This is a genomic window from Lentzea sp. NPDC003310 (assembly GCF_040610935.1).
Classification (GTDB): domain Bacteria; phylum Actinomycetota; class Actinomycetes; order Mycobacteriales; family Pseudonocardiaceae; genus Lentzea.
Genome location: NZ_JBEXNC010000011.1, coordinates 259,443 through 284,019, shown reverse-complemented (window position 1 = coordinate 284,019; position 24,577 = coordinate 259,443). Strand labels below are relative to the sequence as shown.

The window sequence follows — 24,577 nt, the reverse complement described above, 5'->3', positions numbered from 1 at the left end:
ACGTCAGGTGAAGCTCGCGGTACGAGGGGAGAAAGCGTTGCCGGACAACAACGTCAGCGTCACCGCACTGTCGTTCACCGAGTACGTCATGAGCGGCCAGCGTGGACGCATCAACATCGTGTCGGAACAGCGGGGGATGTACCTGGCGGCCGATACGCGGGTGTGCGGGTTCTACAACCCGATCCGCGACGCCATGCGACGAGCGGTCAACTCGACCGAGCCCGAGATCGAGCTCAAGAAGGCGGTCATGAACGCCAACCGCACGGGGCAACCGCGGGCGTTCGAGGAGATCGCCGACGGCTTCCTGCCCTGGCTGGCGTCGTTCAAGGCGACGGGGGTGCCGGTGGAGGGCGCCACCTACCGCGCCGGCGAGCTGACGCTGAAGGTGCGGCCGCACCTGGGGCTGCGCAAGAAGGACGGCACGACGTACGCGGTGCTCGTGCACACCAAGGAGGTGCCGCTGACCAGGGAGGCGGCCAACGTCGGGCTGCGGATCCTGCAGCACACGGTGGACCAGACGCTGCCGGGCGCGGTGCCGATGGTGCTGGACGTGCGGCGCGGGAAGGCCTACCAGATGCCGGCCAGGACGAACCTGGGGAAGCTCGACGTGCTCATCGCCGCGGAGGCGATGGGGTACGTGACGCACTGGAAGCTGTCCGGCCTGTTCGAGTCCGTTCAGGTCGGGTAGGGGGAGCCGGCTCGTCGGGGGCGAGCCGGTGGGCAGGTCAGGGGGTAGGTGACCCGTCGCGGGCGGGTGGGGCAGCGGTGGCGTGGCCTGTCGGGGGACGGGCCGGGGGGAAGCGCCGTCGTGACCCGTCCCGCCGGGTCGGACATCGGTGGCCGGCCCACCTCGGAGGAAGAGGACGACGCGGCCCGTCCGGGGGGTCGGGCCGTGTCGTCGGCACAGGCCGACGCTGGAGGGATGTCGTTGTCGCGGAACCGGAACGCGGACCTCGTCGCGCTGTTCGGTCACCGGCCGGCGAGCCGGTCCGAGCTGTCGTGGGACGAGGCCGAGGAGCACGTCGGGTTCGTGTTCCCCGCCGACTTCAAAGACCTGGTGTCGACGTTCGGCACCGGCGTCTTCGACCACGTCGTCGAGGTGGTCTCGCCCGTCGAGGACGAGGAGTCGCTCGACTTCTTCTTCAGCGACCTCTACGAGTACCGCGAGTTCGCCGGCCGGGTCAGGTGGGGCAAGGCCGGTCAGTGCACGCTCTTCTGGCGCACCGAAGGCGACCCGGACCAGTGGACGATCACCTGGTGCGACTCGGAATCCACCGAGTGGGAGTCCTACGACGGGACCGCAACCGCGTTCCTGTTCGACCTGCTCACCGGCGAGATCCGGAGCAAGCTGATCGAGTTCACGCCCGGCCGCAGCCCCGGTTTCTGGCCCGACTAGCAGGTCTTGAGCAGGGCGGCGAGGGCGTCGTGCTCCGCCTGGTCGACGGTCAGCTTGTAGGTGATCTTCACCGCGATCCAGTGCTGGGCGTACGTGCAGCCGTACGCGGCGACCGGCGGCTTCCACTTCGCCGGGTCCTGGTCGCCCTTGGAGCGGTTGGACTTCGCGGTCACGGCCAGCAACTGGATGCCGCCGAGGTCGTTGGCGAACGCCTTGCGCTCGTCGTCGGTCCACTTGTCGGCGCCGGAGCGCCAGGCCTCGGCCAGCGGAACGGTGTGGTCGATGTCGACCTCGCCGCCGTCCTTGATCACCACGCCGTCGTACGGGCTGTTCCAGGTGCCGGAGACGGCCTTGCAGTCCTTGTCCGACTTCACGTCGACGCCCTGCTTCTGCAGCACGATCTCCCTGGTGTCGCAGGAGTTCCCCTGCGAGGCCCAGTGCGGGAAGCGGTCCCGGCTGTAGCCCGCCATCTTGCCCTCGGGCGCGATCTTCAACGCCGCCAGGTCCGTCGAGCCGGCGGGAGCGGGGCCGGTGGTCGCGGGCGTGTTGGGCGAATTCTCCTGCGATGACTGGAGATTCGTGAGGTACCACCCCAGAACCACCAGCAGCACGAAGACCACCAGTGACGTCACCGCCGCGCGATTCATGCGGCAATGATCGACCATGCGGATCACGGACCGATCACCCGGTCCGTGATCCGCGTGTCCTTGCCGGGTCTCGCGTTGCTCGTGACCGCGTGACAATCACGGGGTGGAACTCGATCTCAAGCTGACAGGGTGCCGGGCCGTCACGATGGACCCGGCACACCCCGCCGCGCACACGATCGGCATCTGGCAGGGCCGCATCGCCGGTCTGGACGACGACGTCGCGGACCTGCCCGCCGCCGAGACCGTCGACCTGGGCGGCGCGGTGGTGTTGCCCGGCTTCATCGACGCCCACACGCACCTGGCGTGGAACGGCCGCAAGACGATCGACGTCACCGGGCTGACGACGGTCGGCCAGGTCCTCGACCGCCTCGCCGGCGCTCCCGGCACCGGCTGGATCGAGGCGTCCGGCTACGACCGCCGGATCATGGACCGCCCGCTCACCGCGTCCGACCTCGACCGCATCAGCGACGGCAGGCCCGTCTACGTCGCCGACCTGTCCGGGCACGCGTGCGTCGTGAACTCCGCGGTGCTCCGGCAGCTCCCGCAGATCACCAGCGACGGCTGGCTCACCGAGAACGAGCAGCTGGCCGCCCGCACGTTGCGACTGCCCTACTCGCTCGACGAGATCGTCGCCGAGCTGCACGAGAGCGCGCGGCAGGTGCTGTCCGAGGGCGTGACGATGTGCGCGGAGGCGGGCATCGGCGCGGGCCTCATCGCCAGCAGTCCGCTCGAAGCCGCCGCCTACCAACGCGCGCGGCTGCCGATCCGCGTGCAGCTCATGGTCTCCGCGCACGTCCTGCACGACGTGGCCGCCGACCCGTCCGACGGCATCCCGCGCGCCATCGATCTCGGCCTGCACACGGGGTTCGGCGACGACATGCTGTCGTTGGGCGCCATGAAGCTGTGGACCGACGGCGGCATGATGGCACGCACGGCCGCGTTGTCCGAGCCGTACGAGGGCACCGACAACGCGGGTCAGCTCGCCGACTCCGAGGGGTTCCTGCGGGCCGCGATCATCGACGGCCACCGCGCCGGCTGGCAGCTCGCGATCCACGCGATCGGCGACCGCGCGATCGACTGCGCCTTGGACGCGGTCCAAGAAGCCCAGCGGATCCGCCCGCGCACCGACGCCCGGCACCGGGTCGAGCACTGCGGCCTCGTCCGGCCCGACCAGCTCGCCCGTCTCGCGGCCCTGGACATGATTCCCGTGGTCCAGCCGGCGTTCCTGCACGCGTACGGCGACGACTACAGCGGGATCATGGGCGCGCGCCGGACGCCGTGGATGTACCGCGGCCGGTCGTTCCTCGACCACGGCATCACCGTCGCGGGCAGCTCGGACCGGCCCGTCGCGGACGGAGCCCCGTTGCGCGCCATCGAGTTCATGGTGCGGCGGGAGTCCTCCAGCGGCCGCGCGATCGGTCCGGACGAGGCGATCACCGTCGAGGAGGCGATCCACGCGTACACGCTCGGCGGCGCCTACGCGTGCCGCAAGGAGCACGTGCTGGGCAGCCTCACGACGGGCAAGCTCGCGGACCTCGTCGTGCTCGGCGACGACCCGCGCACGAGCGACGCGATCGCGGACATCCCGGTGCTGGCCACGGTGGTCGGCGGCACGCTCACGACTCAGCGATCTTCTTGATCGCCGCCAGCCGCCGGTCCCACTGCGAGGCGAGCGAGGCCATCCACGTGGCGGTGGCGTCGAGCGCGCCGGACCGGACGGAGAAGTTGTTCTCCCGGCCGGCCCGCTCGGACGCCACCAGCTCCGCCTTCTCCAGCACGGCCAGGTGCTTCACGATCGCCTGCCGGCTGACCGGCAGCTCGGCGGCGAGCGCGGAGGCCGAGACGGCTCCCCGCACGGCGACCAGGTCGAGGATCCGCCGGCGCGTGGGGTCGGCGAGCGCGGCCAAGACGTCATCGACCTGACTCACCCGCACCCACCCCTTCTGCAACCCGACGGTTGCAGAACAGGCTACTGCAGGTGGAAGGTCGCGGCCAACGTCGTCAGGCGGTCGGCGACGTCGGCGTGGACGTTCGTGCGGCGGACCCAGTTCTCGCTGCCGGACGACGCGGACGGCGGCGACCCGAGCGGCGCGACCGCGTCCGTGACGCCGTACTCCAGCCGGTACGCGAGCACCGCGATCGCCGACTCGAGCCAGAACGACGGGTCCGGCGTGGGGATCTCGCCCAGCCCGACCCGGAACCACACGGGCATCCGCGCGTACTGGCCGAGCGCCGCGGAGATGCGCCGCGCCGCCGCGTCCCTGATCTCACCGCGGGCCTTGTCGCCCGCGAGCACGGCCTCGGTGCGCCACTCCTCGCCCGACGCGTCCTCGTCGGCCGCGAGCCGGTCGGCCGCCCGCTTCGCACCGGCCTCGTTCGCGTTGATCAGCCACTCCATCTGGCGGACCTCGTGCGAGAGCGCGTCCCGTTCGAACCGCGGCACCCGCCCACCGTCCAGTTTGGACTTGGCGTCGTCGCGCCGGGCCTTGAGCCCGTCGAACTCGAGGACCTCCTGCCTCAGCGCGACCCGAGCCGGGTCGGCGAGGATCTCCTGCTCGGCGTCCCACGCCTTGCGCAACGCCTCGACCAGAGGCTCGACGTCGCCGTCGACCGCGTCGAGGTCGGCGAGCGGCCCGTCGCCGGCACCGGAGAGGCGCCGCTCCAGCACGGTGAGCCGGGCCGTGACGCGCTCCAGTTCCGCCGTGAGCTGACCGACGTGGCTGATCAACGTGGCGACCTGCGGCTCGACCACGTCGAGCCGTTCCTTCTCCGTGGGCACGCGGCCAGCGAACCGGACAGCGAGGACGCGCAAAAGCGGGTACCCGGCGATTACACGCAATAGAGGTGCGGTTCCGCCCGGCCGTGGCACCCGCCCTCACGCACCGTCACGACATGGGTGAACCCGGACAAAACGAGGTATTAATAGGAAATGGCGACCTCCGTTACTGAGACCGAACGCAAGTACGAGGCACCATCGGACGCGAGCCTGCCGGACCTCACCGGGATCACCGGCGTGGCCACGGGCCCGGAGGAGTTCGACCTCGAAGCCACCTACTTCGACACCGACGACTACCGCCTCGCCCGCGCCGGCGTGACGCTGCGCAGGCGCGTGGGCGGCTCGGACGAGGGCTGGCACCTCAAACTCCCGGCGGGCGGCGACTCGAGGCAGGAACTGCGCGTCCCCCTGGGCAAGGCCGTGAAGAAGCCGCCGAAGGACCTCTCCTCCCTGGTGCGCGCCCACACGAGGGGCCAGGGCCTGACCCCGGTCGCCGAGATCCGCACGAACCGCCGCCGCTGGCAACTGACGAACGGCGACGGCGAGATGCTCGCCGAGGTCGTCGACGACGTCGTGACCGCCCAGACCATGGGCTCCTCCACCACGACCACGAGCTGGCGCGAGATCGAGGTGGAACTGGGCGAGAGCGGCGACCACAAGCTCCTCGACACCGTCGAACGCCACCTGGGCGACGCGGGCATCGTCCCGTCGTCGTCGAAGTCCAAGCTCTCCCAGGTGATCGGCGTCAAACGCGACTCCGGCCCCACCCTCGGCAAGAAGCCGACGGCAGGCGACGTCGTCCTCGCGTACCTCTACGAACAACGCGCCGCGCTCCAGAACCAGGACCCGCGAGTCCGCAGGGACGAACACGACGCCGTCCACCAGATGCGAGTGGCCACCCGCCGCATGCGCTCGGCCCTGCAGGCCTACGGCAAGATCGTGGACCGCGACCAGACCCGAGCCCTGACCGACGAACTCAAGTGGCTCGCCACGGTCCTCGGCACAGCACGTGACCTGGAAGTGCTCCGCACCCGCTTCACCGACGCCTTGCACGCCCTACCGCCAGAGGTGGTCCTGGGCGACGTGGCCGCCCGCATGACCCGCTACTTCGCCCCACTGGAAGCCAAGGCGCACAAGGACTCCGTGGCGGCCCTGGACAGCGAGCGCTACTTCGCACTCCTCAACACGATCGACACCCTGCTCGCCACCCCACCCTTCACCCCGCTGGCCGAGGGCAAGGCCAAGGACGTCCTGCCACGCCTGGTGGAGAAGGCCCGCCACCGCCTGGACACGCGAGTGGAGACCGCACTGGCAACCAAGAACAACGACGAACCACTCCATGAGGCCCGCAAGGCGGCCAAACGCCTCCGCTACTCGGCCGAGGTCGCCGAACCAGCCCTGGGCAAGCACGCGAAGTCGTTGCGCAAGAAGGCGAAGGACGTCCAGACCCTGCTGGGCGACCACCAGGACTCGGTGGTGGCACGACCGGTCCTGCTGGAGTTGGGCCGCGGGGACGAGAACGGCTTCACGTTCGGCCTGCTGTACGGCCAGGAGGTGGAGCTGGCACACAAGACGGAGGCGGCGCTCCCGGGCTTGTGGCACAAGCTGAGCAAGGAGCACCTGTAGGCACGCTGGCGCAGGGGTCCCCTCGGTTTTGGAGTCCCCCGCGACCCAACCTAGCGAGAGGGTCTGACACTCCGAGAGGGTTCGGCACTCCCGCCCCACAGCGATGCCGAAGGCGAGCAGTCTCTTGCCAAGACCTAAGGGCGGTGGGGTCCCATCACGAGTCGCGCCATAGCACTTGCTGCATGCCTGGAGGGGTGTCAAGCGGGCACGCTTTTCGCCCGCTTGACACCCCTCCAGGCATGTGGCCCGCTCTTGGTGCGGCTCGTGATGGGACCCCACCGCCGAGGCGCCCAAACTAAGCAACAGGCAGCCGCTCTACGCAACAGGCGTGCCATCTACCCACAGGCAGCGCGGGCCCCCTGATCAGATTGCCGGGGGTCTGGGGGCAGAGCCCCCAGGGGAAGCACGCAACAGAAACCCGCCGCAAGCAAGGCGACCACGAAGCAAAGCCGCGACTCAACGAGTGAGCAGCTTCACCCGCAAAGCCAGCCCAGCCTTCAACGCCACCCGGAACGGCGCCCACAACACCCCGGCATGCCGATCAGCCATGTACCGATAAGCACTCCGATGATGCTCCCGCAACATCCGCTCAGAAGCCCGAGCCGTCGAGTGCCCCCCAATGTGCACAACCTCAGCCTCAGGCACGTAAACGTTCACCCACCCAGCAGCCCCCACACGCTCCCCGAGATCAACGTCCTCGAAGTACATGAAGTACCGCTCGTCAAACCCACCAACAGCGTCAAAAGCCTCACGCCGCATCAAGAAACAGGACCCGGACAACCACCCGGCAGTCCGCTCGACCGGCGACTTCTCCTGCCGATACGCCCGAGTCCAGGGATTCGACTTCCACACAGACCCGAACAGGGCGTGCCCGACCCCACGCCCCAACGAGGGCAACAACCGGGCAGAGGGGTAGACCTCCCCGGAAGGCTCCCGGATCAACGGCCCGAACATCCCACCCCGCGGCCACCGCTCGGCCGCCGCGATCAACGCGTCCACACTGCCGGGCGAGAACTCGATGTCGGGGTTGGAGATCAGCACCCACCCGACCTCAGGTCCCAGAGCCGCAACGCCGCGGTTGGCGCCACCGCCGTACCCGAGGTTCCCGCCGGTGGGCACGAACGTCACGTGCGGACGCGACCCGGCGACTTCCTCCGGCACGCCGTCGGTCGACCCGTTGTCGGCGAGGATCACCTGCACCGGACGGGTGGTGGCCTTCTCGAGGGTGTCCACAAAGGGAGCCAGCGTCTCGCCCGGCGAGTACGTGACCGTCACGACACCAAGTCCGTCGCCGTAGTTCACGCGCGTCACCCTAGCGCCGCCCGCGCTCAGCGCCGCCGACGCACCATCAGAGCGCGCTCGTAGGCCAGGCGGTGGCGGTCGGCGCTGACGGACCACGAGAAGTCCTTGGCACGCTGCTGGCCGGACGCCGCGAGCGACGCCCGGCGGGCCGGGTCGTCCAGGAGGTCGGCGATGGCGGCCGAGATGTCGCCGGCGCCGACGCCGCAGTACGCGACGGCCTCGCCGCCCACCTCGGGCAGCGACAGGCGGCGGGTCGTGAGCACGCACGCGCCGCAGGCCATGGCCTCCAGCACGGGCAGGCCGAAGCCCTCGCCGAGGGACGGGTAGGTCACCAGCTCGGCGCCGCCGAGGAAGCCTGCCAGCTGCTCGAACGGGAGGTAGCCCGCGCGGATCACGCGGATGCGGTGCGGGACGGCGTCCAGGGCTCGTTCGACCTGGCTGTCCCAGCCCGGCTGACCCGCGAGCACCAGGGCGGGCGGGTCCGAGCGGCCCACCATCGCCTGGGCGAAGCCGCGGATCAGGGCCGGGACGTTCTTGCGGGGCTCCAGGGCGCCCAGGAAGGCGACGTACGGGGTGTCGCCGAGCGACAACGTGCGGCGCACGGAGAGGATCTCGTCCGGCGACGGCGGGTGGAAGCGTTCGGTGTCCACGCCGTGCTGGGCGATGTGCAGGACGCGGCGGTCGGCCGCGGCCACGCGGACCAGCTCGTCGGCGGTGGCCTGGGACGGGACCACGCAGAGGTCCGCGCGTCTCAGCGAGGCCCTGGTCCAGGCGCGGAAGAAGCGGGCCTTGACCGACGAGTGCAGCACCGGGTCGGTGAAGAACGTGGCGTCGTGCAGCGTGACGACCGACGCGGCCTTGCCCGCCAGCGGCAGCGTGTAGTGCGGGGAGTGCACCACGTCCACGCCGAGGGTGCGGATCAGGCGCGGCAGGGTCGTCTGCTCCCAGGCCAGGCGGGCTGTCCTGGTGGCGACGGCGTCGGCGGCGCGGATCACGCGGGCGTTGGGCGCCAGCTTGGTGAACAGGTCGAGGTCGCGCGGCTGGCAGACGACGGAGAGCTTGGCGCCGTCCGCGTCCAGCGCCGCGACGAGCGAATCCACGTAACGGCCGACGCCACCTCGATCCGCGGGGATCGCGGTGGCGTCGATCAACACGCTGGGTTCGGCGGTCGGCACGATCAGCTAGCGTAATGTCAGTTGCGAATGCGTTTAGCGGGAACGTACTAATCCGGTTGTCCAGCGTGGGCGCGCCAGACACCCTGCGCCGTCTTTTCCCAGGTGAACTCACTCGCGCGAGTGATTCCGGCCTCGACCGTGTGATGAGGATCCGCGATCACAGCACGCAGACCTTCCGTCAACGACGCCAGATCGCCGCGCCGCACGACGGTTCCCGCGCCGCCCGCGACCTCCACCAGGGCCGGGTCGTCGGAGTGCACGACGGGCACGCCCGCGGCCATCGCCTCCAGCACCGGCAAGCCGAAACCCTCGGCCAGGCTGGGTGCCGCGAGCACGGTGGCGCCGGCGAGCACCGAGGCCAGGCGCTCGTCGGACACCCGGCCGAGCAACGTCACGTGCGGCGCGCGCAGGTCGACGTCTCCCCAGCCCTGCGGCCCGACCACGACCAGCGGCACGCGCAGCCGTTCGGTCGCGCGCACCAGCAACCCGAAACCCTTGCGGGGCTCCACGGTGCCGACGGCGAGCACGTACGCCGGTGGGAGGTCCTCGGCGGGCGGACCGACCAGCCGCGTCACGCCGTTCGGCACGACGTGCACCGGCACGGACACCCGCACGCACTCCGCCAGTTGAGACGCCACAGCGGAAGTCGGCACCACGAGGGCACGTGCCTCGCGCGCCGCCCGCGCGATCACCTTGCGGTGCCAGGCGACCCCGCGCGGAGTGAGCGTCTCCGGGTGCGTCCACGGCACCACGTCGTGCACGGTCACGACAGCGCCCGGCAACGGCGCGAGCGGCGTCGGGGCGTGCACGTGCGGGCCGAGCTTCGGCGGCAGACCGCGTTCCCACAACGCCACCAGCGCACGGCGCGGCACCCTGATCACGCGGTCGGCGCGGGCCGTCGCCGCGGTCGTCACGGACCAGTCGGGCGGCGCGGTCTCCCCCAGCACCCTCAGCAGCTCCGCGGTGTAGCGGCCGGTGCCGCCGGGGACCGGGGCGTTGAGTTGCTCGGTCAGCAGTACTAGCTCGGGCACGTCGCGTACCGTCTCACGCCGTGTCGGCAGTCAGCACCGTGGTGGTCGTGACGTGGCGCGGCCGTGACCACATCACGGCGTGCCTGGACGCCCTCCGCGCCCAGAAGAGTCCACATAGGACGATCATCGTGGACAACGCGTCCGACGACGGCACGGCCGCGCTGATCAGCGCACACCCCGGCGAGCACGAGGTCGTGCGACTGCCGCGCAACCGGGGTTATGCGGGCGGGCTCGCCGCCGTCCTCGACCGGGTCGACACCCCGTACGTCGCGTGGCTCAACGACGACGCGGCTCCGGACCCGTCGTGGCTGCACGAGTTGGAGAGCGCTCTCAACGGCGAGCCGGACGCCGCGGCCGCGACCTCGTCGATCCTGCTCACCGACGGTTCGACGCAGTCCGTCGGCGTGGCGCTGACGGCGGACGGCCACGGCAGGGACGTCGTGCTCGCCGGCCGCGAGGTGTTCGGCTTCTGCGGTGGCGCGGCACTGCTGCGGACCGACGTGCTCAAGGCCGTCGGCGGCGTCCCGGCGAGCTTCTTCTGCTACTACGAGGACACCGACACGGCCTGGCGGCTGCGGCTGGCGGGCCACCGGGTGATCTCGGTGGGACCGGCGCGCGTGCGGCACCGGCACGGCGCCAGCACCCGTCCCGGCTCGGCCCTCTTCCACCGCTGGAACGAGCGCAACCGCCTGCTGATGCTGCTGCGGTGCGCCCCGTTCGCGGTGGCGCTGACCCAGCTCGCCCGGTTCCTCGCGATCACCGTCGTGCTGCCGTTCCGCAAGGACGTCCCGGAGGCCGCGAACTTCCGCGTCGGCCTCCGCGCGCGGGTGCTCGGCGAGGTGCTGCTGCGGCTCCCGGTGACGCTCGTCCAGCGGCTCCGGATCACCACCGGCGTGCCGCGCGGGCGCGTCTGGCGGGACTGGGCGGGCCGCTGATGTCGCGCAGCCGCAAGCCCCGCCTGATCTACGACCCGAACTCGCCCGAGAACAAACGCGCGCTCGACGCGGCCGAGCGGAAGGTCACCCGGCTGCTGCTCGTCGCGGGTCCGACAGCGATTCTCGCCGGGTCCGCGCTCGGCATGACGGTCCAGGTCGGGTTCCTGCTGCTCGCCCTCGCGGGCGGCCTCGCGTTCGCGCTGGGCCTGTGCGGGCTCGCCGGGAGCAAGCAGGCGGCGCTGCCCGCGTTCCTGCTGGGGCTCGGCGCGCCGTTCGTGCTGACGTTCGGCGGGCACAGCGTGCTGATGGACCGCATCGGCCACGTCGAGCGCTGCGTGGTGCGGGAGGCCGAGGAACACCGGTCGGCGAAGCGCCCGGTCGTCGAGTACGTGCTGGGCTGTCCCAGCGGCGACGTCGAGATCACCGAGGACTGGAGCGAGCGGCTCCGCGCCCCCGAGGGCGACGTCCGGATCGGTCCCCCGCTGCGGCCGGTCCTCGCCGCTCCCGATCTCTGGAACCTCCCCCTGGTGGTGGGCGTCCTCGTAGCGATGACTACCGCGATCCCCGTCGCCCGGCTGCTCCGGAAGCAGCCGTGAGCCGACCGGCACCACTCATCGTGATCGGGCTCGCCGCCGTCGCCGCCGCCGTCGTGCTGGGCGCCGTCGTGCCCGAGCAGTACGAGCTGGCGGTCCTGGTGCCGTGCTGCCTGCTGTCCCTCGCGTTCGCCTGGGGCCTCGGCAAGCTCGGACCGGCGTGGCTCGTGCTACCCGCGTTCATGGTCGTGATCCCCGGCACAGCGGTCCTCGTCGGCGACGGCCACCGCGCGTTGATGGACGTCCTCGCCACGCCCCAGACGTGCGTGATCACCGCCGTCGAGGACGTGCCGGGGCCGGACAACCCGATGTTCGCGCACCACGTCACCTGCCCCGACGGCGCCGAGCTGCGCATCGTCGTGCGCGGTGAGCAGGACAAGAAGGTGCAGCCCGGCCCGGCCACCGTGCTGCGGCACCCGCTGATGCGCCCGCTGCTCGCCGACCGCAACGACTGGTCCGGCGAGTGGGTCTTCGGGGTGCCCGTCGCTGTCGCTTTGCTCCTGATCTGTGCAACCACACTGCGGGCGCGCAGAGTGATGAGGCAGGCTTAGCCCGTGGATCGAGCCTCGCTGCCCGTCGTGTCCGTCGTCGTCGTGAACTACCGAGGCGCGGAGGACACCATCACCTGCGTGCGCGGGCTGGCCGAGGTCGACTACCCGGCCGAGCTGCTCCAGGTGGTCGTCGTCGACAACGAGGCGCACGACACCGCACGGCTGAAGGCCGAGCTGCCGGGCGCGCAGATCGTCACCTCGCCGGAGAACCTCGGTTTCGCGGGCGGCTGCAACCTCGGCGTCGAGCACGCCACGGGCGGCATCCTCGCGTTCCTCAACAACGACGCGCGCGCCGACCGGAACTGGATCAAGGCCGCGATCAGGGTCTTCCACAGCGAACCGGCCGTCGCGTCGGTCGCGAGCAAGGTCCTCGACTGGGACGGCGAGAAGATCGACTTCGTCGACGGCGGCCTGACCTGGTTCGGCATGGGCTACAAGCGGCACGCGGGCCAGGCCGACGACGGCAGCCACGACGGCCCGAAGGACGTGCTGTTCGGCACCGGCAGCGCGATGTTCGTGCGCACCGAGGTCTACAAGCAGCTCGGCGGGTTCGACGAGCGGTTCTTCATGTTCTACGAGGACGTCGACCTCGGCTGGCGGCTCAACCTGCGCGGCTGGCGGGTCCGCTACGAGCCGGCGTCGCTCACGTTCCACAAGCACCACGCGTCGATGAGCTCGATCGACCACAGCCGCGAGCTGTACCTGCTGGAGCGCAACGCGCTCATGTCGCTGTACAAGAACTTCTCCGACGAGACGCTCGCGAAGGTCCTGCCGGCCGCCCTGGCGCTGTGCGTGCGCCGCGCGACGGCCCGCGGTGAGATCGACCCGAAGCAGTTGGAGATCACCCGCCGCCCGGCCGACCCCGTGGCCGACCGCGAGCCGGTCGGGATGTCGCGCCAGGCGCTCGCCGGGTTCCTCGCGATCGACCAGTTCGTCGAGGCGATGCCGTCCCTCGCCAAGTCCCGCGAGAAGGAGCAGGCCGCGCGCCGCATGTCGGACACCGACCTGGTGCCGTTGATGCGCAAGGCGTTGGAGCCCGCCTATCCCCTGCCGCGCTACCTGGCCGCGCACGACATCCTCGTCGACGTGCTGGGCCTCGAGGACGTGTTCGGCAGGCCGCGCAAGATCCTGGTGATCACCGGCGACGCGATCTCCGACCGGATGGCCGGTCCCGCGATCCGCGCCTGGCACATGGCGGACGTGCTGTCCGGCGAGCACCAGGTCCGCCTCGTCACGACGAACCCGCTGTGCGCGCCGCCCGACGCCCCGTTCGCCGTCGAGCGGGCCCGGCCGAAGGAACTGCCGCCGCACGTCGCGTGGGCGGACGTGGTGGTGCTGCAGGGCCACGCGCTGGAGATGGTCGGCGAGCTGAAGAAGGAGTCGTCGACCAAGATCGTGGTCTGCGACATGTACGACCCGATGCACCTGGAGCTGCTGGAGCAGGGCAAGGACAAGGCCGACGACAAGCGCGCCCTGGACCTCGCCGCCGTCACCAAGGTGCTCAACACCCAGCTCGAACGCGGCGACTTCTTCCTGTGCGCGTCCGAACGCCAGCGGCACTTCTGGCTCGGCCACCTAGCCGCGCTCGGCCGGCTCACGCCGACGTTGTACGACAACGACCCCACCACGCAGTCGCTGCTGGGGATCGTCCCCTTCGGACTGTCGGGCAAGCCGCCGCAGCGCACCGGCCCGGCGATCAAGGGCGTCGTGCCGGGCGTGACGGACGCGGACAAGGTGGTGATCTGGGCCGGTGGCGTCTACAGCTGGTTCGACCCGCTGTCGCTGATCGAGGCGATGAGCCACCTGCGCACGCGGCAGCCGTCCGCGAAGCTGTACTTCCTCGGCATGAAGCACCCGAACCCCGAGGTCCCGGACATGGACATCGCCGGCCAGACGCGGGCGCTGTCCGCACAGTTGGGGCTGACCGGCGAGACCGTGTTCTTCAACGACGGGTGGGTGCCCTACACCGAGCGGCAGAACTGGCTGCTCGACGCGAACTGCGGTGTCACCACGCACTACGAGCACGTGGAGACCACGTTCGCGTTCCGCACGCGGGTGCTCGACTACCTGTGGGCGGGACTGCCGATCGTCACCACGTCCGGCGACTCGTTCGCGGACCTGGTGCTGCGGGAGGGTTTGGGCGTCGTCGTGCCCCCGGAGGACCCGGAGGCGCTCGCCGACGCGTTGGAGAAGGTGCTCTACGACGAGGAGTTCGCGGCCGGGTGCCGCGAGCGCATCGCCGTCGTCCGTGAGCGGTTCACCTGGGAGACGGCACTCGCGCCGCTGGCCGAGTTCTGCCGCAACCCCAGGCCCGCAGCGGACCGTCTGCCGGGCTCGGCCCCCCTGGTGCGCACACCGGGGCTGAGCACGACGGACAAGGTGAAGCGGGACCTGCTGCTGGTGCGCGAGTACCTGGACGCGGGTGGACCGACCGAGTTGGCCAAGCGGGCGACGGGGCGTCTGCGCAAGATCGCGCGTGGCGGTAGGTAGATGGCGAGATCCCCGAAACCCCTCAAGGTGCTGCTCGACGGCACCCCCCTGCTCGGACACCGGACCGGCATCGGCCGCTACACGGCGGCGCTGGCCGAGGAACTGGCGTCGATGTCGGACGACGTCGACGTGCGGGCCGTGGCGTTCACGCTGCGCGGCTGGCGCGCGTTGCGGACGGTGCTGCCGCACGACGTGACTGCGCGCGGCCTGCCCGTCGCGGCACGGGCGTTGCGCCAGCTCTGGCTGCGCGCGCCGTTCCCGCCCGTCGAGATGCTGGCCGGGTTCTCCGACGTCATGCACGCGACGAACTTCGTGCTGCCGCCGACCGTGCGGGCGGGCAAGGTCGTCACGATCCACGACCTCGCGTTCCTGGACGCGCCCGGCGACCTGCCGCCGTCCGACCGCAGGCTGCCGGAGCTCGTCCGGCTTTCGGCCCAGCGCGCGGACGTGATCTGCACGCCGACCGCGGCCGTCGCGAACGTCGTGGCGGACCGGTTCTCCGTGCCGCTGGACAAGATCGTCGTGACGCCACTGGGCGTCGACCCGGCGTGGTTCGCCTCGCGCGCGCCGTCGCCGACGTTGCGCGGCCGGCTCGGGCTGCCGTCGGAGTACCTGCTGTTCGTGGGTGCCGACGGGCCGCGCAAGGGCCTGGAGTACCTGGTCAAGGCGCACGCGTCGGACCCGTCGCTGCCGCCGCTCGTGATCGTCGGACCCGGCCGGTCCGGTGTGGACGGTCGGGTGCTGCGGACCGGGTACCTGTCGGACGTGCACCTGCGATCGGTCGTGGCGGGTGCCACGGCGCTGGTGCTGCCGTCGCGGGACGAGGGCTTCGGCCTGCCGGTGCTGGAGGCGTTGGCCTGCAACGTGCCCGTGGTGTGCTCGGACGTGCCCGCGCTGCGCGAGGTCGCCGGCGGGCACGCGGTGCACGTGCCGGTCGGTGACGTCGAGGCGCTGGCGGACGGGCTGGCCCAGGCCGTGGCGGCGCCGGAGACCCCGGAGGCCCAGAGCGAACGACGGGCCTACGCGGCAGGGTTCACCTGGCGGAGGTGCGCGGAGAAGACGGTCGAGGCGTACCGGCGGAGCAGGGCCTGAGAACTGCGTCGGCGGGCGTCAGGAAGACCTGACGCCCCAACGACTTCACCGAGAGTGCGGCCTCGGCGAACGCTTGTCGAGCTGGCTCATCGACACCTGCCGCGAGCCCGTGACGACGGCAACGCACTTCAGGAATCGCTGCCGATCGGAATCCTCGGTCACGGGACGCGCAGGCGTGCGCCCGGAATCGAACATGCGGAAAAGCGTGCCGCACTCGGAACGCCCGTGCCAGACCGGTCACTCCAATGGCGCAGCCCCGGCACGGGGAGCTACCACTCCCGCCGCGAACGCCGCCGAAAGGGCGCTGCGCCACTGCGGCAACGGGCGCAGTCCCGCCGCTGCCCACGCCGCCCCCGACAGCACCGAGTAGGCAGGTCGCGGGGCCGGGCGCGGGAAGTCCGCCGTGGTGCACGGCCGCACGCGCGACGGGTCGGCGCCGAGCTCCTCGAAAATGGCCTGTGCGAAACGGAACCACGTCGTCTCGCCGCCGCCGGTCGCGTGCAGCAGCCGGGTCTCCGGCAGCACCGCGGCGAGCTCCAGCAGCCCGGCGGCGAGGTCGTGCGACCACGTGGGCGCACCGGCCTGGTCGTCCACAACGGACAGGGTCTCGCGCGAGGACTCCAGCGCCGCCATGGTCTTCACGAAGTTCGAGCCGTTGACGCCGTACACCCACGAGGTGCGCACGACGTACCCGCCCGCTTCGAGCACGCGGCGTTCGCCCTCGAGCTTCGTGCGTCCGTACGCGGACTTCGGGCCGACCGGGTCCGTCGTCTCGTACGGCCGCACGCCCTCGCCGGAGAACACGTAGTCCGTCGAGACGTGGATCAGCGGGATGCCGGCCGACGCGCAGGCCTGCGCGAGCAGCCCGGGACCGATGCCGTTGACCGCGTACGCGCGTTCCTCGTCGGTCTCGGCGGCGTCGACGGCGGTGTACGCGGCGCAGTTGATCACCGCGGTCGCGCCGGCCAGGTCGTCCGCCGTCACCTTCGTCACGTCGAGGTCGGCCGAGGACAGGGCGCGGACGTCGGCGGACAGGGCCGCCAGGTCGTGGCCGAGCTGGCCGCGACCACCGGGAACGAGGATCACCGGTCAGCCCTTCACCAGCACGGCGCGCTCCTTGAGCGGCTCCCACCAGGCGCGGTTCTCGCGGTACCACTCGACCGTGTCGGCGAGACCGGCGGTGAAGTCGACCTGCGGCGCGTAGCCGAGCTCGGAGGCGATCTTGGAGATGTCGACCGAGTAGCGGCGGTCGTGACCCTTGCGGTCCTGGACGGGCTCGACGGCGGACCAGTCGCGGCCCGTCGCGGCGAGCAGCTTCTCGGTCAGCTCGCGGTTGGTGAGCTCGGTGCCGCCGCCGATGTTGTAGATCTCGCCCGGCCGGCCGCCCTCGGCGACGAGCTGGATGCCCCGGCAGTGGTCGGCCACGTGCAGCCAGTCGCGCACGTTCAGGCCGTCGCCGTAGAGCGGCACGTTCCTCCCGTCGATCAGGTTGGTGACGAAGAGCGGGATCACCTTCTCCGGGAACTGGTACGGGCCGTAGTTGTTCGAACACCGGGTGATGCTCACCGGCAGTCCGTGCGTGCGGTGGAACGCGCGCGCCAGGAGGTCCGAGGAGGCCTTGGAGGCCGAGTACGGCGAGTTCGGTTCGAGGATGTGCGTCTCGCTCCACGAGCCGTGCTCGATCGAGCCGTAGACCTCGTCCGTCGAGACGTGCACGAACTTGCCCACGCCCGCGTCGAGAGCGCCCTGGAGCAGCGTCTGGGTGCCCAGGACGTTCGTGAGCACGAAATCCGCCGATCCGGTGATCGACCGGTCGACGTGGGACTCGGCCGCGAAGTGCACGACCACGTCCACGCCGCGCATCTGCTCGGTGACCACCTCGGCGTCGCAGATGTCGCCCTGGACGAACTCGAACTTGCCCGCGACCGGCGCGAGGTTGGTCTCGCTGCCCGCGTAGGTGAGCTTGTCGAGCACCACCACTTCGGCACCGGCGAACGCCGGGTAGGACCCGCTCACCAACTCCCGCACGTAGTGCGAGCCGATGAACCCGGCCCCACCTGTCACCAGTACGCGCATGCCATTTCCTCCCGTGGTGTACCCCGACAGCAGTCTGTCACCTTCGTCATCGCTGCAACCCACAGCAACGTCACGTCGTGTGACCTATAAACGTCTAAACTCGGTGTGGTGGGGGAGGAAACGGCTGTGGAAGGCAGGACTCTGCCGGTCAGGGTGGCGCACACCCGGCCGTCCGCGGCATTCCGCGCTTTCCTCGCGGCCGGGAAGACCTTCGTCACGCTCGTGTCGGTCGCTGTGCTCCTCGTCACGTCGTATGGCTGGAACAAGCTGCGCACGACGAACGAAGGCATCGTGAAGACCGACGTCATCGGCGCCGACGTCACCGTCCAGGGCCCCAAGCCGCTCGACGGCGCGGTCGACATCCTGCTGGTCGGCATGGACAGCCGCACCGACGCGCAGGGCAACCCGCTGTCGGACGAGGTGCTGGCCCTGCTGAACGGCGGCATCCCCGACGGCGAGCAGAACACCGACACGATGATCCTCGTGCACATCCCGGTGGACGGCACGCGCGCGGTGGCGATCTCGTTCCCCCGCGACTCCTACGTCGAGATCGCCGACGGCTTCGGCAAGCACAAGCTCAACTCGGCGTTCGCGCGGCAGCGCAACACGGTCGACCAGGAGCTGCGGGCACAGGGCGTGACCGACGAGGCACGCATCCGCACCGAGTCGATGGCCGCCGGCCGCAAGACGCTGATCAAGACCATCGAGAACATGTCCGGTGGCGCGGTGCGCGTCGACCGCTACGCCGAGGTGAACCTCGCGAGCTTCTACGAGGTCACGCAGGCCATCGGCGGCGTCGAGGTGTGCCTAAAGGCGCCGACCTCGGACCGCGACTCCGGCGCGAACTTCCAGGCGGGCCAGCAGACGATCGAGGGCCGCTCGGCGTTGTCGTTCGTGCGGCAGCGCCAGAACCTGCCCGGCGGGGACCTCGACCGCATCGTGCGCCAGCAGGTGTTCATCGGCGCGCTCGCGAAGAAGGTGCTCTCGACCGGCACGCTGACCGACCCGACCAAGCTCAACGGGCTCGTCGAGGCCGTGCAGAAGTCCGTGATCCTCAGCTCCGGCTGGGACGTCACCACGTTCGCCGAGCAGATGCAGGGCCTCGTCGGCGGCAACTTCGAGTTCAAGACGATTCCGGTGGGCGACCCGACGGACACCTACAGCGACGGCAACGTCCTGCCGGTGAACCCCGCTCAGGTGCGCAAGTTCATCACCGACCTCGCCTCGGACAAGGGCTCGAAGAGCAGCAGCGCCGTGCCGACGACCACCACCACGCTGCCCGCGCCGCCGAACTCCGCGATCACCGTGGCGGTCTACAACGCGGCGGGCATCCAGGGTCTCGCGTCGCAGGTGATGAACTCGTTGACCGCCAAGGGTTTCCAGCGCGGTCCCGTCGACTCGGCGCCGCAGAACAGCGACACGACCGTCGTCCGGTACGCCGCCGGCGAGGAGGGCGCGGCACGCAAGGTGGCCGCGGAACTCGGCTCGGGCGTTCAGGTCGAGGAGTCGGCGTCCGTCCGAAAGGGACAGATCCAGGTCTTCGTCGGCGGCGACTACCAGGCGCCCGACGACTCGGAGGACATCGACCCCCAGGGCGCTCCCGGCACCGGTACGTCGTCGGCCGTGAGCACCAGCAGCACCCCGCCGATCACGGCGGGCGGACTGGTCTGCGTGAACTGAAATCCCGGTGTAACGGGCTTCCGATAGTTACGCTGAGAAGGCAAATCAGTCCACGAAGGGTCAGACGTTGAGCACTGCCGCACGCGCCAAGAAAACCGCACGGGTACTGGGCCGTGTGGTGGTCGCGTTGGTGGCCGTGACGACGCTGGTGTTCTCCGGCTACTTCTGGACCGCGCTGCGGCTGGTGAAGCAGAACACCAACACCACGCAGATCCTCCAGGTGCTGGAGGACATCCCGAACTCGCCGCCCGTCGAGGACGGCGCGATCGACATCCTGCTGGTGGGCAGCGACAGCCGGACGGACGCACAGGGCAGGCCGCTGCCCGCGGACGTGTTGCGCAAGCTGCGCACCGAGGGCACCGACACGGTGAACACGGACACGATCATCGTGATGCGCGTGCCCCGCAACGGCGGCAAGGCGAGCGCCATCTCGATCCCGCGCGACACGTACCTGCCGATCGCCGGCTACCGCGAAGACAAGATCAACTCCGCGTACGGCGCGGTGAAGTTCCTGACCGCGGAACGGCTGCAGGCCGAGGGCGTGAGCGACCAGGCCGAGCGCGAGCGCCGGTCGGACGAGGCCGGGCGCAAGGCGCTGGTGCAGGCCGTGCAGGACCTCACGGGCATGCGGGTCGACCACTACGCGGAGATCAACCTCTACGGCTTCTACCTGCTGACCGAGGTGATCGGCGGCGTGCAGGTGTGCCTGAAGGCGGGCACGTCGGACCCGAACTCGGGCGCGAACTTCCGCGCGGGCCCGCAGACGATCTCGGGCGGCGACGCGCTGTCGTTCGTGCGGCAGCGGAACATGCCGGGCGGTGACCTGGGTCGCATCGCGCGGCAGCAGGTGTTCATGTCGCAGGCGATGAAGCAGCTGCTGTCCGCCGGCACGTTCACCGACCCCGGCAAGATGAGCGGCCTGCTCGACGCGGTGTCGAAGTCCGTTGTGGTGGACCAGAAACTCGACCTCGCGACGCTGGCGGCGCAGGCGCAGGGCCTCGCGTCGGGCAACGTGGAGTTCGCCACGATCCCGGTCACGAACATCGACGCCCGCAACGAGCGCGGGCAGAGCGTCGTGACGGTGGACCGCGAGGCCGTGAAGGCGTGGGTCGCCCAGCTGATCGGCGAGACCCCGAAGCCCGCGCCGTCGACGACCACCCCGGCCGAGCCGTCGCGGTTCGGCCCTGAAAAGCTGCTCTCGCTGGACGGCTTCCCCGCTGTCGCGGCCCAACAGGATGTGCCCTGCGTCGACTAGGAGTACCGCGTGAGCGTGACCGAGATCCTCTTCACGCCCCTGCTGAAGGCCGACCCGGGCCGTCCGCTGATCACGCACTTCGACGACGCGGCCGGCACCCGCATGGAGCTGTCCCGCGCCACCACCGCGAACTGGGCGGCGAAGACCGCGAACTGGCTGCGCGACGAGCACGACGTCGAACCGGGTGACCCGGTCGCCGTGCTGCTGCCCGCACACTGGCAGACGGCGGGCCTGCTGCTCGGCGCCTGGTGGTGCGGCGCCCACGTCGTCGGCGCGGGCCAGGAGGCCAAGGTCGCGGTCGTGCCCCCCGGCGGCACCGCGGACGCGGAGGTCGTGGCCATCGCCTCACTGGACGTGTGGGGCCGGGGCGCCGGCGCCCCGATCGACTACCTGGACGACTCGCGCGCCCACGGCGACGACTTCACGCCGTGGCAACCAACTCCGGGCGCCACGCCGGCCCTCGGCGACCTGACGGTGGACGAGGTGGTCGCGGCGGCACGGGAGCTCGGAGCGGAGTTCGCCCCCGACGACCGAGTTCTGTCCACTCTGGAGTGGAACGTGCCTTCCGGTGTCCTGGAAGGCTTCCTGTCCGTCCTGGCCGCCGGCGGCTCGCTCGTCCACGTGAGCAATCCCGACGCGGGCCTGCTGGCCGCGCGCCGGGACAACGAGAAGGTCACGCGGCAGCTGGGTTGAGCACCTTGTTGTTCTTGAACAGCACGCGGTCCAGCGCGTAGGCGCCACCGTTGAAGCCGAGCGCGAGGGCAGCGGCACCGAGCACGATCACCAGCTCCGCCCCGCCCTCGCCGAGCAGCCCGTTGGGCAGGTGCACGAGCACCCACGCGCCGAGCATGTCGACCGCGAGCAGCACCCCGACCACGGGCAGCGCCACGCCGGCGATCAGCGCGAGGCCACCGGCGAGCTCCACCGACGCGGCGAACCACGCGGACAGCGTCGGCAACGGCACCCCCATCTTGTCGAACGACCCGGCGGTGCCGGCCATGCCGAACTCGGTGAACTTCTGCCAGCCGTGCGCGACGAACACGATGCCGACGGCGATCCGGCCGATGAGTGCGGCGATGTCCTTGACCATGATGTTTGCTCCCCGATCCTGTCGTTCCGCTGTAGGTCGTTCAACCTCGAACCAAAACTAGTGCAGATTTGAACGACCTCACGGGTTCGACAGGAAACCAACAGCGAGTCCTTAGGTTCGCAGGTGGGCGGGTCTCGATTGGGCGATCATCGAGCTATGCCCCTCAGGTACAGGTACTACGCGTTGCTCGGCCTCCGCGACACCCTGGCGGACCCGTTCGCGGTGGTGCGCGTGGGCGGCCAGTTCGCGGAGAGCTTCAAGACGGATCTCCGGTGGTCGCGCACCGATCTGATGGACCGGATCCGAACGGGGCGCGACGACTTCGAGGTGGTGGAGATCGGCGAGGAGGACGCGAACCGCTTCGAAGCGAGCCAGGCTCGTCGGACCGCAGACGCCCGCGAGCGGGACGCCCACCGAGCAGGCGGTCGCGCGCTGGGCACAGGTGATCATTCGAAGATGGCCCCCAGGTACAGGTACTACGCGCTGGTCGGCGTCCCCGACACGCTCGAGAACCCTCACGCCGTCGTACGGGTGGACGGGCGCACCGAGGAGACGTTCACCACCAGCCTCGAGTGGGCCCGCACCGACGTGATGAACCGCATCAGGTGGGGCAGGGACGACTACGAGGTCGTGGAGATCGGCGAAGAGGACGCCGAGCGCTTCGAGACGACCCAGGCCCGCCGGGTCCAGGCCGTCCGAGAACGCGACGGCGAGTGAGGCCGAACGGGGCCGGGCGACGACGCCCGGCCCGGTTCACTTCCGGAGCTTCAGCCCCGTGCCCGACGCGTTGGTGAGGCTCAACGTGGAGCGGTCGATCGCAAAGCCTGTCGCACCGCCCTCGAAGGTCTGCACGACCGCCGTCTCCACCTCGTCGCCCGGCCCGCAGGACTTCCGCGTGGTGGGTCCGAGCGTCACCTTCATCGTCTTGCCCTCCAGCTGGTACGGCACCGCGGCGCCGTTCATGTTGCAGCCGGTGTCGATGGCGATGGTGCCGTTCGCGAAGACGACGGTGGCCCGCGCGCCCTCCGGCACGGACGAGACCGCGTCGTTGGTGACCAGGCCGTCGACGGTCCAGGTGCCCTCCAGGGTGGCGGGCTGTTCCGGCGCGAGGACGATCTCCGCGTTCGCGCCGGTGACGACGAGGGTGGTGCCGTCGAGCTTCCAGGTCGGCTTCGCCTCGATCACCCCGGCCAGCCAGTCGTCCTGCTCGTGCAGTTCGGGCTTGGGGCAGCCCATCGCGGTGACGCCGAGTTCCGCGACGGAGATCCTGCCGTCGTCGAGGCTCACCGGGCCCTGCATCTGGTTGCAGCCGGCGTTGGCGATGAGCCGGCCGTCGTCGGTGAACCTGAGCTCCACCCTCGTGCCCTCGACCACGGCGCGCGGCTTGCCCTGGTCGGTGACGGAAGACGAGACGTAGACCTTGCCCCGCAGGGTCACCCCCTGGCCCGCGGACGGACCGCCGCAGGCCGCGGTGGCGGTCACCAGCAGCAGTGCGGCGAGGGCGGTTCGGATGCTCATGCGCGTAGGACGGAGCGTCGCGTGGTTATGGTTGCCCGGAGCGGGTTCGCCGCGACCGGTCCGCGGAAGATTCGACGTCACGGCGTGCCGCCGAGGGTGCGACGCCCTCGATGCTGCCCGCACGACCCGAAGGCCGGCGTGCGGACCTGGCCTGAACGGTGGCAGGAGCCTGCGCCGACCATGCGTTCCGAGGTCCAGCGCTCCTCGACTGCGGCAACCGTCTGGACCCTGTCTTCGGAGGTCCTGGCCAGGCTGCCATCTGCGCGTCCGGCCATGATCCGCACCTGGGGCTTGACACGCGGCGCCTCCGGAGCTCTACTTAACCCAGAGGTTAGATAACCAAGTGGTTAGGTACGAGATGGACCAGCTGAGCGCCACCTTCGCCGCACTGGCGGACCCGACCCGCCGGGCGATCCTCGCGCGGCTCACCGAGGGCCCGGCAACGGTGAAGGAGCTCTCCGAGCCGTTCGACATCAGCGGCCCGGCGATCTCCAAACACCTGCGCGTGCTGGAGAAGGCAGGCCTGATCACTCGCGGCAGGGAGGCCCAGTGGCGTCCTTGCCAGCTCGATGCGACACCTCTCAAGGAGGTTGCTGTGTGGGCTGAGAACTACCGCCGCTTCTGGGATGCGAGCTACGCACGCCTGGACGAGCTCTTGACCGAGATGAAGGAGAACGAGTCATGACCACCGTCAAGTTCGGCACCACCGTCACCCTGCCGTCCGACACCGAGATCGCGATGTCGCGCACGTTCGACGCGCCCGCTTCGTTGGTGTGGAAGGCTTTCACGGATCCCGCGCTGCTGCGCCGCTGGCTGCTCGGCCCCGACGGCTGGGAGATGCCGATCTGCGAGGTCGACCTCCGTGTGGGCGGCAAGTGGCGCTACGGCTGGGCGCAGCCGGACGGCTCCGGCGCGTTCGAGATGTACGGCGAGTACACCGAGGTCACGCCGCACTCGCGGATCGTGAACACCGAGCACTTCGAGGACAACCCGCCGGCGGTGACGACCGTGACGTTCGTCGAGGAGGGCGGGCGGACCGTCATGACCTCGACCATGACGCTGGTGTCGCAGGAGGCGCGTGACGCCGTGCTGGCCACCGGAATGGCGGACGGGGCGGGGCGTTCGTACGAGCGCCTGGGCGAGGTCATCGCTTCGCTCTGAGGCTGGGGCGGACGGTCCACAGTGGCCGTTCTCGGTGCGTAGTCACCTCGTGTGCCAACGGGTTCTCGTTGTCTGGTTACGTTCGGTCGCCTGCTCGCAGCAGCTCGCAGACAAGTCGCTCACGGCCGAGTCGCCGTGCGCGCTGGGGCGCGCAAGGTGCGGTGGGCGAGGCTCTCGGCACTT

Annotated in this window: 25 protein-coding genes; 15 read left to right on the top strand and 10 right to left on the bottom strand. The window is 70.4% G+C overall.

All coding sequences use genetic code 11. From position 1 onward, the window contains the following. Window positions 1-7 precede the first annotated feature (7 nt). Window positions 8-688, top strand: a complete 681-nt coding sequence (locus tag ABZX02_RS24460; protein ID WP_355300923.1) for a hypothetical protein — start codon at window positions 8-10, stop codon at window positions 686-688. A 120-nt stretch (window positions 689-808) separates the two neighbouring features. Continuing rightward, window positions 809-1,396: a hypothetical protein gene (locus ABZX02_RS24455; protein WP_355300921.1), complete on the top strand. Its 588-nt coding sequence runs from the start codon at window positions 809-811 to the stop codon at window positions 1,394-1,396. Here the strand turns inward: ABZX02_RS24455 and ABZX02_RS24450 are convergent. Continuing rightward, window positions 1,393-2,043 (bottom strand): HNH endonuclease family protein, encoded by a 651-nt coding sequence (locus ABZX02_RS24450; protein ID WP_355300919.1) that lies wholly within the window; start codon window positions 2,041-2,043, stop codon window positions 1,393-1,395. The genes ABZX02_RS24455 and ABZX02_RS24450 overlap by 4 nt on opposite strands. 103 nt (window positions 2,044-2,146) lie before the next feature. Here ABZX02_RS24450 and ABZX02_RS24445 point away from each other — a divergent pair, with 103 nt between their 5' ends. Then, window positions 2,147-3,682, top strand: coding sequence for an amidohydrolase (locus ABZX02_RS24445; RefSeq protein ID WP_355300917.1), 1,536 nt, complete (start codon window positions 2,147-2,149; stop codon window positions 3,680-3,682). Here the strand turns inward: ABZX02_RS24445 and ABZX02_RS24440 are convergent. Continuing rightward, window positions 3,660-3,971, bottom strand: coding sequence for a metalloregulator ArsR/SmtB family transcription factor (locus ABZX02_RS24440; protein ID WP_355300915.1), 312 nt, complete (start codon window positions 3,969-3,971; stop codon window positions 3,660-3,662). The genes ABZX02_RS24445 and ABZX02_RS24440 overlap by 23 nt on opposite strands. A 41-nt stretch (window positions 3,972-4,012) precedes the next feature. Further along, window positions 4,013-4,822: a hypothetical protein gene (locus ABZX02_RS24435; RefSeq protein ID WP_355300913.1), complete on the bottom strand. Its 810-nt coding sequence runs from the start codon at window positions 4,820-4,822 to the stop codon at window positions 4,013-4,015. 150 nt (window positions 4,823-4,972) lie between these two features. Here ABZX02_RS24435 and ABZX02_RS24430 point away from each other — a divergent pair, with 150 nt between their 5' ends. Beyond that, window positions 4,973-6,445, top strand: coding sequence for a CYTH and CHAD domain-containing protein (locus tag ABZX02_RS24430; protein WP_355300911.1), 1,473 nt, complete (start codon window positions 4,973-4,975; stop codon window positions 6,443-6,445). A gap of 456 nt (window positions 6,446-6,901) precedes the next feature. Here ABZX02_RS24430 and ABZX02_RS24425 read toward each other — a convergent pair whose 3' ends face one another. The 3 genes from ABZX02_RS24425 to ABZX02_RS24415 all read right to left on the bottom strand — a co-directional run bounded on the left by ABZX02_RS24425 (window position 6,902) and on the right by ABZX02_RS24415 (window position 9,953). Next, window positions 6,902-7,747 carry a glycosyltransferase family 2 protein gene (locus ABZX02_RS24425; RefSeq protein WP_355300910.1) on the bottom strand — a complete coding sequence of 282 codons (846 nt, stop codon included), beginning with the start codon at window positions 7,745-7,747 and terminating at the stop codon, window positions 6,902-6,904. A 26-nt stretch (window positions 7,748-7,773) separates the two neighbouring features. Further along, entirely contained in the window at window positions 7,774-8,901 is a 1,128-nt protein-coding gene (locus ABZX02_RS24420) for a glycosyltransferase family 1 protein (protein ID WP_355301070.1), read from the bottom strand. 68 nt (window positions 8,902-8,969) lie between these two features. Then, window positions 8,970-9,953 (bottom strand): glycosyltransferase family 1 protein, encoded by a 984-nt coding sequence (locus ABZX02_RS24415; protein ID WP_355300908.1) that lies wholly within the window; start codon window positions 9,951-9,953, stop codon window positions 8,970-8,972. A gap of 20 nt (window positions 9,954-9,973) precedes the next feature. On the opposite strand from ABZX02_RS24415, the gene ABZX02_RS24410 reads away from it, so the two are divergent. Genes ABZX02_RS24410 through ABZX02_RS24390 form a run of 5 tightly spaced genes read left to right on the top strand, consistent with a single transcriptional unit; the run spans window position 9,974 to window position 15,614 of the window. Beyond that, window positions 9,974-10,888: a glycosyltransferase family 2 protein gene (locus tag ABZX02_RS24410; protein WP_355300906.1), complete on the top strand. Its 915-nt coding sequence runs from the start codon at window positions 9,974-9,976 to the stop codon at window positions 10,886-10,888. Next, a complete protein-coding gene (locus tag ABZX02_RS24405) occupies window positions 10,888-11,484 on the top strand; it encodes a hypothetical protein (RefSeq protein ID WP_355300904.1) in 597 nt (198 codons plus the stop codon). Before ABZX02_RS24410 ends, ABZX02_RS24405 begins: the two co-directional genes overlap by 1 nt. Continuing rightward, entirely contained in the window at window positions 11,481-12,032 is a 552-nt protein-coding gene (locus ABZX02_RS24400) for a hypothetical protein (protein WP_355300902.1), read from the top strand. The genes ABZX02_RS24405 and ABZX02_RS24400 overlap by 4 nt, the downstream gene beginning before the upstream one ends. Before the next feature lie 3 nt (window positions 12,033-12,035). After that, complete coding sequence (locus ABZX02_RS24395) at window positions 12,036-14,522, top strand: glycosyltransferase (protein ID WP_355300901.1); 2,487 nt, start codon at window positions 12,036-12,038, stop codon at window positions 14,520-14,522. After that, a complete protein-coding gene (locus tag ABZX02_RS24390; RefSeq protein WP_355300899.1) occupies window positions 14,523-15,614 on the top strand; it encodes a glycosyltransferase family 1 protein in 1,092 nt (363 codons plus the stop codon). 237 nt (window positions 15,615-15,851) lie between these two features. Here the strand turns inward: ABZX02_RS24390 and rfbD are convergent, their stop codons facing one another. Together rfbD and rfbB are read right to left on the bottom strand one after the other, a co-directional pair. Further along, entirely contained in the window at window positions 15,852-16,700 is an 849-nt protein-coding gene (gene rfbD / locus ABZX02_RS24385) for a dTDP-4-dehydrorhamnose reductase (protein ID WP_355300897.1), read from the bottom strand. Window positions 16,701-16,703: 3 nt separating this feature from the next. Further along, a complete protein-coding gene (gene rfbB, locus ABZX02_RS24380; protein ID WP_355300895.1) occupies window positions 16,704-17,690 on the bottom strand; it encodes a dTDP-glucose 4,6-dehydratase in 987 nt (328 codons plus the stop codon). 126 nt (window positions 17,691-17,816) lie between these two features. On the opposite strand from rfbB, the gene ABZX02_RS24375 reads away from it, so the two are divergent. The 3 genes from ABZX02_RS24375 (at window position 17,817) to ABZX02_RS24365 (ending at window position 21,318) form a co-directional block, all read left to right on the top strand. After that, entirely contained in the window at window positions 17,817-19,370 is a 1,554-nt protein-coding gene (locus tag ABZX02_RS24375; RefSeq protein WP_355300894.1) for an LCP family protein, read from the top strand. A 67-nt stretch (window positions 19,371-19,437) separates the two neighbouring features. Next, window positions 19,438-20,625 carry an LCP family protein gene (locus ABZX02_RS24370; RefSeq protein WP_355300892.1) on the top strand — a complete coding sequence of 396 codons (1,188 nt, stop codon included), beginning with the start codon at window positions 19,438-19,440 and terminating at the stop codon, window positions 20,623-20,625. 9 nt (window positions 20,626-20,634) lie between these two features. Beyond that, window positions 20,635-21,318 (top strand): TIGR03089 family protein, encoded by a 684-nt coding sequence (locus ABZX02_RS24365; protein WP_355300890.1) that lies wholly within the window; start codon window positions 20,635-20,637, stop codon window positions 21,316-21,318. Here ABZX02_RS24365 and ABZX02_RS24360 read toward each other — a convergent pair. Then, window positions 21,299-21,715: a DoxX family protein gene (locus ABZX02_RS24360; RefSeq protein WP_355300889.1), complete on the bottom strand. Its 417-nt coding sequence runs from the start codon at window positions 21,713-21,715 to the stop codon at window positions 21,299-21,301. The two genes, ABZX02_RS24365 and ABZX02_RS24360, sit on opposite strands and share 20 nt — an antisense overlap. Window positions 21,716-21,871: 156 nt before the next feature. Between ABZX02_RS24360 and ABZX02_RS24355 the strand changes: the two genes are divergently transcribed. Further along, window positions 21,872-22,432 carry a hypothetical protein gene (locus ABZX02_RS24355; protein WP_355300887.1) on the top strand — a complete coding sequence of 187 codons (561 nt, stop codon included), beginning with the start codon at window positions 21,872-21,874 and terminating at the stop codon, window positions 22,430-22,432. Window positions 22,433-22,468: 36 nt separating this feature from the next. Here the strand turns inward: ABZX02_RS24355 and ABZX02_RS24350 are convergent, their stop codons facing one another. Further along, on the bottom strand, window positions 22,469-23,233 hold the full coding sequence (locus ABZX02_RS24350; RefSeq protein ID WP_355300885.1) for an META domain-containing protein: 765 nt from the start codon (window positions 23,231-23,233) through the stop codon (window positions 22,469-22,471). A 358-nt stretch (window positions 23,234-23,591) separates the two neighbouring features. Here ABZX02_RS24350 and ABZX02_RS24345 point away from each other — a divergent pair, with 358 nt between their 5' ends. Continuing rightward, complete coding sequence (locus tag ABZX02_RS24345; RefSeq protein ID WP_355300883.1) at window positions 23,592-23,918, top strand: metalloregulator ArsR/SmtB family transcription factor; 327 nt, start codon at window positions 23,592-23,594, stop codon at window positions 23,916-23,918. Continuing rightward, the gene (locus ABZX02_RS24340) at window positions 23,915-24,394 is read left to right on the top strand and encodes an SRPBCC family protein (RefSeq protein ID WP_355300881.1); all 480 of its coding nucleotides are present in this window, start codon (window positions 23,915-23,917) and stop codon (window positions 24,392-24,394) included. The genes ABZX02_RS24345 and ABZX02_RS24340 overlap by 4 nt, the downstream gene beginning before the upstream one ends. The last annotated feature ends 183 nt before the right edge of the window (window positions 24,395-24,577 follow it).

Excerpts from the sequence above, each read along its gene's own strand:
- ABZX02_RS24430 (WP_355300911.1), top strand. The coding sequence starts at position 4,973 with ATGGCGACCTCCGTTACTGAGACCGAACGCAAGTACGAGGCACCATCG.
- ABZX02_RS24450 (WP_355300919.1), bottom strand. The coding sequence starts at position 2,043 with ATGAATCGCGCGGCGGTGACGTCACTGGTGGTCTTCGTGCTGCTGGTG.
- ABZX02_RS24390 (WP_355300899.1), top strand. The coding sequence starts at position 14,523 with ATGGCGAGATCCCCGAAACCCCTCAAGGTGCTGCTCGACGGCACCCCC.
- ABZX02_RS24405 (WP_355300904.1), top strand. The coding sequence starts at position 10,888 with ATGTCGCGCAGCCGCAAGCCCCGCCTGATCTACGACCCGAACTCGCCC.
- rfbB (WP_355300895.1), bottom strand. The coding sequence starts at position 17,690 with ATGCGCGTACTGGTGACAGGTGGGGCCGGGTTCATCGGCTCGCACTAC.
- ABZX02_RS24360 (WP_355300889.1), bottom strand. The coding sequence starts at position 21,715 with ATGGTCAAGGACATCGCCGCACTCATCGGCCGGATCGCCGTCGGCATC.
- ABZX02_RS24345 (WP_355300883.1), top strand. The coding sequence starts at position 23,592 with ATGGACCAGCTGAGCGCCACCTTCGCCGCACTGGCGGACCCGACCCGC.
- ABZX02_RS24355 (WP_355300887.1), top strand. The coding sequence starts at position 21,872 with ATGCCCCTCAGGTACAGGTACTACGCGTTGCTCGGCCTCCGCGACACC.
- ABZX02_RS24340 (WP_355300881.1), top strand. The coding sequence starts at position 23,915 with ATGACCACCGTCAAGTTCGGCACCACCGTCACCCTGCCGTCCGACACC.
- ABZX02_RS24350 (WP_355300885.1), bottom strand. The coding sequence starts at position 23,233 with ATGAGCATCCGAACCGCCCTCGCCGCACTGCTGCTGGTGACCGCCACC.